This window comes from Chitinophaga sp., from assembly GCF_036566945.1.
In the GTDB taxonomy this organism is placed as follows: domain Bacteria; phylum Bacteroidota; class Bacteroidia; order Chitinophagales; family Chitinophagaceae; genus Chitinophaga.
Window position 1 is genome coordinate 1 of sequence record NZ_DATCVJ010000732.1, and the last position, 9,403, is coordinate 9,403.

Below are 9,403 nucleotides of genomic sequence, written 5' to 3' on the forward strand. Positions count from 1 at the left end.
GAGCCATCATACATTTAGTTTTGCTAATTACTACGATCCAAACAGGATTCACTTTGGTGCATTACGTGTACTGAATGATGATGAAGTAAAAGGAGGAATGGGATTTGGCGCTCATCCGCACGATAATATGGAGATCGTATCTATTGTATTGGATGGCGCGCTGGAACACCGCGATAATACCGGTAAACAGGAAGTGATCCGCAAGAATGATGTACAGATTATGAGTGCAGGTAAAGGTGTGGTACATTCGGAATTTAACGCTTCAAAAACAGAAGATGTCAGTTTCCTTCAGATTTGGGTAATACCCTCAGAAAGAAATGTAACTCCCCGATATGATCAGAAAACATTTGATCCTGCCGCTCGTGAAAATGCTTTGCAGGTAGTCGTTTCGCCAGATAAAGCAACCGATGCGCTGTGGCTGCAACAAGATGCCTGGTTTACCTTAGGTAAATTTGATGCCGGCAGAACGCTGGACATTACCCCTAAAGCAGCCGGTATAGGCAGTTATTTGTTCCTGCTGAGTGGAGAAGTAAAAGTAGATGGTGAAATATTGCAAACACGCGACGCGATTGGCTTGTCTGAATATGACAAAGCTAATATTGAAGTCATCAAACCGGCAGAGTTTTTGCTGATAGATGTACCAATGTTGAACTAATCATACATCATTATACACTAACCCGTTACATCTAAAAAAGATCAGCCGATAAGGCTGGTCTTTTTTTTCTATTTTTATTATTGATATCATTATTAAACAGCCTACTACGGAGAATCAGCATCATGTTATTAGCTACAGATCTGGATGGTACATTTTTAGGAGGTACCGCTGAAGATAAAGAACAATTATATACACTGTTACGTCATAATAAAAGCATACAGCTGGTATTTGTAACAGGGAGGGGTATACGGAGTGTGCTGCAGTTATTGGAAGATACTGCATTACCCCGACCCGAATATATTATTGGAGATGTGGGCGCTACCGTTATGCACCTGCCCACCCTCACAGCAGTAGAGCCGGTACAGGCAGAGATTGCAGCCAGATGGCCGGGAGATCATGTGAGGGAGACACTGAAAAAAGTCAGCGGATTATTGCACCAGGAAGCACATCAGCAATACCGTTGCTCCTACTATTATGATGAAGCTACAGATATTGATGGCGCCCGATTGGTAGCTACTTCTCTGCAATGCGACCTGGTGTTGTCTGCCGGAAAATACCTGGATATTTTACCTGCCGGGATTAACAAAGGTTACACATTGCAACAGTTATTAGGCGTACTGGCATTACCACATCAGCAGGTATTGGTGGCGGGTGATTCGATGAATGATTACTCGATGTATGCAACTGGTTTTAGAGGCGTTGTAGTAGGTGATTCGGAACCCGAATTAGTAAGGCTCACTGCTGCTATGCCGCATGTATTGCAGGCGCGGCGTACAGGCGCCGGTGGCATATTGGAGGCCATGGAATTTTTTCCGGAGTTCGGTACTTATCTGCAAAAAGAAGGTTAAAAGTGGCGGGTGAAACAGAAAAAGATTGTACCTTAGAATAGGTCTTTGTAAGTAAATTAATATGGATATTGACAACAGCGTTTGGTATGATGAATAGCTTTTTAATCATCATTTAAATTGATAAATCAATACACCATGGAAATATCAACTCCTACAGAAGAACTGCACCAGCAGCTTAATTCCTGGAAAGAAGAAGTAAATGAAGTAAGAGCAGAAGTAAAGATGATGCGGGAACGACTAGAGCAGATTGCGCTTAGTAAGGCATCCAGGGAAGTAATGACGCAAGTGGAACATTTTGAAAACCGTTTACTACGCCAACGTGAAGTCGCAGATGAAATGCATCACGACATTAAACAATGCGCTAAAAAGATATCAGATACGCCAGTAACTGTAACTCATGACGACCGGCCGGTTGATGATTTTGATACCATACAGCACCGTATGGAAATATTCCAAAAATTATATGTAGCGTTAAAAGAAGATTTCAATCATTTTATGCCGTGTGAGCCGTAGAATGATCATTGGAGTTTTTTTACTTTATGCTCTATTTTATGAATGATATCATCCAGCTGCTGGGTGGATTCATGTAGCCATTCCATGAGCTGGGAGTTGAGATGTCTGTCCTGGTTGCTTTTATCAAACAAGCCGGTAATGCTGAGTATGGAAACAACCGGGCGGCGTATTTCATGCGAATTGATCCAGGCAATTTCTTTCAGGGTCTTGTTTTGTTCTTCCAGCTGCATGGCTTGTTTTACATGCTTGTCTATGTCCTGTATCATACCAATCATACGTGATGGCCTGCCGTTTTCATACATGATGAAGGCGCGGTCTACCACATATTTATAGTATCCGTCGGCGCATTGGAAACGGTATTCTTCCGACCAGTAATTGAAGCCGGCAGCAATGGAAGCGGTCAGAGAAGTGGTCACCCTGGCGTGGTCAACGGGATGTATATTTTTCTGCCACCATTGTACCAGGTCTGTATCTTCGTGGTTGTTATAAAGGAAAAGGTTTGAGAGACCATGATTCCAAACCACTTTATTGGTTTCCAGATTTTTGTCATACACGGCATCATTGGTAGCCTGTGCCAGCAGCTCGTAGCGAATGCCCAGCTCGTGGGCTGCTTTGGAGGCTTTTACTTCCGCATCTACATCTTTTGCCATAATAAAGCGGGCATTTTTTCCGAAGTAAATAGCTGGTAATGAGTAAATTTCTACAAAGAAATTAGTGCCGTCTTTTTTGCGGTGCCGCCATATTCCTCTGTACTCCGTGCCATTGCATCGTTCTGCGGCATTGTTGAGCCAAAGCGGTATGTCTTCCTTATTGCGTATATCTTTCAACGTTATCTCCGTGAATTCTTTTCTGCTAAAGCCATATTTTTGGATAGCCGCATCGTTTACGGAAAGGAAGCGCAAGGTGGATTTTTCATAGATCCACATGGGAATGGGATATTCATTAAACAACTGCTCGAATTGAAGGGAGCGCTGGTTGCGCCAGCCGGAGGCAATAAAAAGAAGTATAAAGGTCCCACCAGATATTAGGATACTGCCGGCGAGCAACAGGGCAGGCTTTCCGGAACCGATTTTAATGAGGAGATAGCTGTTAATCGAAATGACAATTAATAATAAAAACAAACAAGCCATCTTTAATGGGGCATTCCGCATGACCTGATTTTGAAGATAATTTAGCTTTTTTTTCAGCAACAGAAAAATTATCTCAGAGGCTTATGATTGATACTATTTTTTACATTATAATTGATCATAATTCAAGAATAATCTCTTCACTTGCGGGGTATCCTACGCAGGTAAGCACCAGTCCTTCCGCCAATTCCTTATCTGTTAGTACCTCATTTACCGGCATCCAGACTTTACCACTTATGCATTGGGCAGTACAGGAGCCGCATACCCCTCCTTTACAGCTGTAAGGTAGTAATACCTCGTTTGCCAGGGCATAGCTCAGAATGGTTTGATCGCCTGGAATGGAGAGGTGATATTCCTGGTTACGGTAACGTATGAGTACTTTTTTGAGATCGTGATCAGGTGGTGGTGTTGTTTTAGCGATCCGGGCATCTGTATTTACCACAAAATTTTCTTTGTGCAGTTGTGTTTCCGGGAAACCCATGAATGTAAGTGTGAGCAGAATGGTACGCATGTAATCCGGTGGTCCGCAGAGGAAAAATAGTGCATCTGCGCGGTCATAGCGCAGATGAGTTGTTACCAGTTGTTCCAGTAAAATATTATTAAGTCTTCTATAGGCATGATGACTATCCGGATCATTGCTGAAAAGGTAGATCGCCTGTAGTTGTTCCGGATATTGCGCCTGCCATTGCTGCAATTGCTTGTAGAAGATGGTTCTTTCCGGTGTACTGTTGCTATAGATGAGTTTAACGTGTGCGCCAGGTTCTTCCCTTAGTATATGTTTCAGCAGGGAAAATATAGGGGTAATTCCACTGCCGGCAGCCAGGAGGAAAATGTCTTTCAGGGGAGCGGCAGTCTTCTCATAAGTGAAGCGTCCGGAGGGTTCCAGTGCGGTAACGATATCTCCTTTTTTCCAGGCGTGGATCAGGTGGCGTGATATTTCTCCATTTTCTTTTTCGCGGATGGTAACAGACAGGAATGGGTCTACGCCGGGTGTAGAGCTGAATGAATACGAGCGTCTGTATTCCTTATTGTTGAGGGTAATAAGGAAGGTCAGGAATTGGCCTGCAAGGTATTCCAGTGGCTCCCCGGTGGTATTCTCCAGTTTATAGGTGTAGGTACCGGGTGTTTCGCGTATGATATCTGTTATCCTGAGCTGAAAGTACATGGTATAAAAAAAATTTAGCTATTTGAATACCTGGTTCCCGGAAGAAACGAGGTATTCAAATAGCTAAGCTAAATAACTAGATTCCTTAAATGGTCACCGTAATTTTTTCCTTGAGCATCTCTCTGGTGGTGCGGGCAATGCCGGCGGCATCGTAACCGCATTCGCGATAGAGTTCTTCCGGTTTACCGTGTTCCACTAATTTATCAGGGATGCCTAATCTTTTTATTTCTGCTCTGTAGTTGTTGGTGGCCATGAATTCTATCACAGCGCTACCGAATCCACCTATGATGGTACCATCTTCCACTGTAATTACCTTGTCGAATGACTGGAATATTTCGTGGAGCAGGGCTTCATCTAAAGGTTTTACAAAGCGCATATCGTAATGAGCGGGTTGCAGACCGTCTCCTATAAGTTCTTTGCAGGCTTCTGTTACGAAGTTGCCGGTGTGTCCGAGGGAAAGGATGGCAATATCTTTACCATCTCGGATTTTGCGGCCGGTGCCGGCTTTGATAGCTTTAAATGGTGTGCGCCATTCGGGCATTACACCTTGTCCGCGTGGATAGCGGATTACGTAAGGCATATCGTTTTCGGGCAGTTGGGCGCTGTACATCAGGTTACGCAGTTCTTCTTCGTTCATTGGCGCGCTGATGATTACGTTGGGGATACCGCGCATATAGGCGATATCGTAGGCGCCATGATGGGTTGGTCCATCTTCCCCTACCAGTCCTGCCCTATCCAGGCAGAATATTACAGGAAGCTTTTGGATGGCTACATCATGAACGGCCTGATCGAAAGCACGTTGAAAGAAGGAAGAATAAATGGTACAGAATACGCGCATGCCTTGTGTAGCCATACCTGCGGATAAGGTAACGGCATGTTGTTCACAGATACCTACATCGAAAGCTCTGTGCGGCATTTTCTCCATCATAAATTTGAGGGAGGAGCCGGAGGGCATAGCGGGTGTGATACCGATGATTTTATCGTTTTCTTCTGCGAGTTCAATAATGGTGTGACCAAAAACGTCCTGATATTTGGGCGGTTGTGGGCTGGTGACTGGTTTTTTGAATATTTCGCCGGTGATTTTGTCGAACAATCCTGGCGCGTGCCAGGTGGTTTGATCCTTTTCTGCGAGTGCATAGCCTTTACCTTTTGTGGTAACGATATGGAGCAGTTTTGGGCCGGGAATATCTTTCAGGTCCTGCAGGGTATCGGCCAGTTTAGTGATATTGTGGCCATCGATGGGTCCAAAATAGCGCATCTTCAGTGCTTCGAAGAGGTTGCTGGATTTGGATACAACACCTTTGAGGCTGGCTTCCAGTTTGGAGGCCATATCGCGGGTAAACTTCTTGCCTACAGGTAATTTTCCTAACAGGTTCCACACGTCGTCCCTTACTTTGTTGTAGGTGGGTGAAGTGGTGATGTCTGTCAGGTATTCTTTCAGCGCGCCCACATTAGGATCTATGGACATGCAGTTATCGTTCAGAATAATCAGCACGTTGGCGTTGGCAACGCCTGCGTGATTGAGCGCTTCAAAGGCCATACCGGCTGTCATGGCGCCATCGCCAATAACGGCAATATGCTGACGGTCAAATTCGCCTTTGTAGTGGGAGGCCATGGCCATACCCAGTGCTGCGGAGATGGAGGTAGAAGAATGGCCTACACCAAAGGTGTCGTACCGGCTTTCATCTCTTTTCGGAAATCCGCTGAGTCCTTTGTATTTTCTGTTGGTCGGAAATGCTTCCCGACGACCGGTCAGTATTTTATGACCATATGCCTGATGACCTACGTCCCATACGAGCTGGTCGTAGGGCGTATTATAAACGTAATGCAGCGCCACTGTAAGCTCGACTACACCAAGACTGGCCGCAAAGTGGCCACCATGCACACTTACTACGTCAATAATGTATTGACGCAGCTCCTCACATACCTGGTGAAGCTGTTCTTTACTCAGCTTTCGCAAATCAGCGGGATATTCTATCTGGCTCAACAGTTGACCTGCCTTTATATTCATGATTGGGCTCAGGGTTTATATGAAGTAACAAAAATACATAAAAATATGTGGTAAATAGTGATCTGGTGACAGGAAAGTAGGACAGATCCGCGATATCTCACCATTCAGATACAGGCATCTGCCATTTACCAATTTTGATTCACCATTTATAACATTTAGGTTTCTACGGGGGGGACTGTAGGGTATTTTTGGAATATAGGTGAAGTTTACTAATTTGATTTAATGTTTAGACAAATAAACAAATATTGGTGGTGTCAGATTTTGGGATGGTCGGCTTATTTTGTGTTAAATTGTTTCTTTTTCTACGCCCTTGACAAGTCGATACTTATCCTATCCGACTTTATTAACCTATTGATATTCATTATATTAGGCCTATTGTCGACACATCTTTTCAGAACATTGATCAACCAGCGTAACTGGGTGGCCTATGGTTTTGAGAAGCAGATCTTCTTATTTTTTATAATGGTGGCTGGTACAGCGGTAACGTTATATGTGAGTTATAACGGGCTGATGTATTATATGTATAAATATAAGCAGGAAGACCTTGTTACCAGTATGATAAAAGGGCTGGTATCTGCGTTTGGTATTTCTATCATCTGGTGGATGATCTACTATATCTGGCATTATATAGAGCGGAACAGGGGCTCTCAGGTGGATCAGTTGAAGCTGGAAACAACGGTAAAAGAGCTGGAGCTTAAAACAATCAAAGCACAGTTAAATCCGCATTTTATTTTTAATGCGTTGAATAGTATCCGGGCGTTGGTAGATGAGAATCCTCAGCGTGCCAGAACGGCTATTACGGAGCTTTCCAACATTTTGCGCAGCTCTATGCAAACAGAGAAAGCGGAGACGGTTAGTCTCGAAAACGAATTGAATATAGTAAAGGATTACCTTGCACTGGAACATATCCGTTTTGAAGAGCGTTTGAATGTGAGGTATGAAATTGATCCGGATACACTGGAATTACAGGTGCCGCCCATGATGTTACAAACGTTGGTGGAAAATGCCATTAAACATGGTATTTCCCGGATTATAAAAGGGGGGTCTGTGTGTATTAACTCTTCCCTGAAGGGTATGCAGCATGTAATCACCATTGAGAATACCGGACAAATAGTAGAAAATAGTATAAATGGCCATGGCTTTGGTTTACAAAGCACCAGGCAAAGGTTAAGTCTTTTGTTTGGCAACAGGGCATCTTTTGAAATCAGGAATAAAGACGAGCAAACGGTAGAAGCTACTGTAGTGATGCCTTTGCTCTAATCACTTGTTATAAACCGCTGTAGCCGCTGCATAGCGGATACAGTTATTATTATTTAATCAATTAAATCATCAACCAAACTTCATATTGCCAATGAAAAAAGCATTGATAATAGATGATGAACGCCTGGCCAGGAGTGAACTGAAAAAATTGCTGGCAGATCACCCGGAGATAGTGGTGGTAGGAGAAGCTGTGAACGCGAAGGATGGTATAGAAAAGATAGAAACACTGCATCCTGATTTACTGTTTCTGGATATCCAGATGCCTGACAAGACGGGTTTTGACTTGTTGGCAGAGCTGGAAAAAACACCGCAGGTGATTTTCACAACTGCATATGATGAGTATGCATTGAAAGCATTTGAGTACAATGCGTTGGACTACCTGTTAAAACCGGTAGAACCTAAGCGTCTGGCGGATGCTATTCATAAATTGCATCAGCAGGATGAAAAGGATCGCTTGGCTGCCACCGGAGGAATCCGCAACTTATTGTCAGAAAATGACCAGGTTTTTGTGAAAGACGGGGACCGTTGCTGGTTTGTGAAACTACAGGAAATACGCCTGTTTGAAAGTGTGGGTAACTATGCCAGGGTGTATTTTGAAACTAACAAACCATTAATCCTTAAGTCATTGAATGCGCTGGAAGAAAGGCTCGATGAGCGTACATTTTTTCGTGCAAACCGTAAGCATATCGTAAATCTGCGAATGATTGAAAAGATTGATACTTACTTTAATGGTGGCCTGTTGCTGGAAATGCGGGGAGGCGAAAAAATTGAAGTGAGCCGCAGGCAAGCGGTGAAATTTAAGGAAATGATGAGCCTTTAGAGCTTTTAGCAGTTAGCTTTTAGCTTTTAGCAAAATGCAGCGAAGATTAACATAACATGTTCTTCGCTGCATTTTGCTAAAAGCTAACTGCTAAAAGCTTATGCTTTTACTGGTACAGAATGCACAGCATCTGCCAGTTCTTTAATCAGAGAAAGATCTTTTTCTATGGCGTTGCCCACCACAAGGATATCGGCGCCAGCTTTGCAATTCAGATAAGCCTTTTCAGCATCCCTGATACCACCACCTACAATAATAGGAGCCTGTACCTGGCTGGCCACACGACTAATCATACTTTCAGTGATCGGTACACGGGCGCCGCTGCCGGCATCCATATAAATCACCTTCATCCCCAGCATTTCACCTGCCATGGCCGTACACATCGCAATATCTGCCTTGTCTGCCGGGATGGGGGTCGTATTACTGATATAAGATACGGTAGTGGGGGCTCCACCATCAATTACCATGTAACCTGTAGAAATCACTTCCAGTCCACTTTTTTTAACAGCAGCAGCGGATACTACATGCTGACCAATCAGTAATTCAGGATTTCTGCCGGAGATAACGGACAGATAGAGTAAGGCATCAGCATATTTTGATACCTGGGAAGGGCTGCCGGGAAATAATACAACGGGTATATCACAGCTGGCTTTCAGCTGTTGTACGCATTCATCAAGATGATCAGAAATCACCAGGCTGCCTCCAAGGAAGATATAATCAACTTTGGCAGCAGTGCATTTGGCAGCAATTTCTATGATATCGGCAGGTGTTACCTTATCCGGATCAATTAAAACCGCGAATGCCTTTTCCTTTTTAGCCTTTCTTTCGATGAACGAAGTGTATATGTTATTGTACATCAATAGCGCATTGTTCCGGTTGTCGCAAATGTATAATATTTTTATTAATAACACACAGTGCTATATAAATATGCATTCAATTCATATTCTATTCATGAACTTTATGATACCTACTTGATTATATGTTATACAACTGCAAATTTTTTGTTA

The 9,403-nt window shown here is 43.5% G+C and carries 9 protein-coding genes; 5 read left to right on the plus strand and 4 right to left on the minus strand.

Features of this window, described 5'->3' with window-relative positions; genetic code table 11:
• The 3 genes from VIP81_RS22005 to VIP81_RS22015 all read left to right on the plus strand — a co-directional run.
• Positions 1-655 (plus strand): pirin family protein (locus VIP81_RS22005; protein ID WP_331966403.1); only part of this gene is annotated, 655 nt, incomplete at its 5' end.
• A 122-nt stretch (positions 656-777) separates the two neighbouring features.
• Positions 778-1,503 (plus strand): HAD-IIB family hydrolase, encoded by a 726-nt coding sequence (locus VIP81_RS22010; RefSeq protein ID WP_331966406.1) that lies wholly within the window; start codon positions 778-780, stop codon positions 1,501-1,503.
• Positions 1,504-1,638: 135 nt separating this feature from the next.
• Entirely contained in the window at positions 1,639-2,016 is a 378-nt protein-coding gene (locus tag VIP81_RS22015; protein ID WP_331966409.1) for a hypothetical protein, read from the plus strand.
• A 5-nt stretch (positions 2,017-2,021) separates the two neighbouring features.
• Here the strand turns inward: VIP81_RS22015 and VIP81_RS22020 are convergent, their stop codons facing one another.
• The 3 genes from VIP81_RS22020 to dxs form a co-directional block, all read right to left on the minus strand.
• The gene (locus VIP81_RS22020) at positions 2,022-3,137 is read right to left on the minus strand and encodes a PAS domain-containing protein (protein ID WP_331966412.1); all 1,116 of its coding nucleotides are present in this window, start codon (positions 3,135-3,137) and stop codon (positions 2,022-2,024) included.
• Positions 3,138-3,261: 124 nt separating this feature from the next.
• Positions 3,262-4,308: a ferredoxin--NADP reductase gene (locus VIP81_RS22025; protein ID WP_331966414.1), complete on the minus strand. Its 1,047-nt coding sequence runs from the start codon at positions 4,306-4,308 to the stop codon at positions 3,262-3,264.
• Positions 4,309-4,393: 85 nt separating this feature from the next.
• Positions 4,394-6,319, minus strand: coding sequence for a 1-deoxy-D-xylulose-5-phosphate synthase (gene dxs, locus VIP81_RS22030; RefSeq protein WP_331966417.1), 1,926 nt, complete (start codon positions 6,317-6,319; stop codon positions 4,394-4,396).
• Positions 6,320-6,694: 375 nt separating this feature from the next.
• Between dxs and VIP81_RS22035 the strand changes: the two genes are divergently transcribed.
• Together VIP81_RS22035 and VIP81_RS22040 are read left to right on the plus strand one after the other, a co-directional pair.
• Complete coding sequence (locus tag VIP81_RS22035; RefSeq protein ID WP_331966422.1) at positions 6,695-7,579, plus strand: sensor histidine kinase; 885 nt, start codon at positions 6,695-6,697, stop codon at positions 7,577-7,579.
• Positions 7,580-7,670: 91 nt separating this feature from the next.
• Complete coding sequence (locus tag VIP81_RS22040) at positions 7,671-8,399, plus strand: LytR/AlgR family response regulator transcription factor (RefSeq protein ID WP_291920193.1); 729 nt, start codon at positions 7,671-7,673, stop codon at positions 8,397-8,399.
• A 98-nt stretch (positions 8,400-8,497) separates the two neighbouring features.
• On the opposite strand, the gene VIP81_RS22045 is transcribed toward VIP81_RS22040, so the two are convergent.
• Positions 8,498-9,253 (minus strand): geranylgeranylglyceryl/heptaprenylglyceryl phosphate synthase, encoded by a 756-nt coding sequence (locus VIP81_RS22045; protein ID WP_133806845.1) that lies wholly within the window; start codon positions 9,251-9,253, stop codon positions 8,498-8,500.
• Positions 9,254-9,403: the final 150 nt, after the last annotated feature.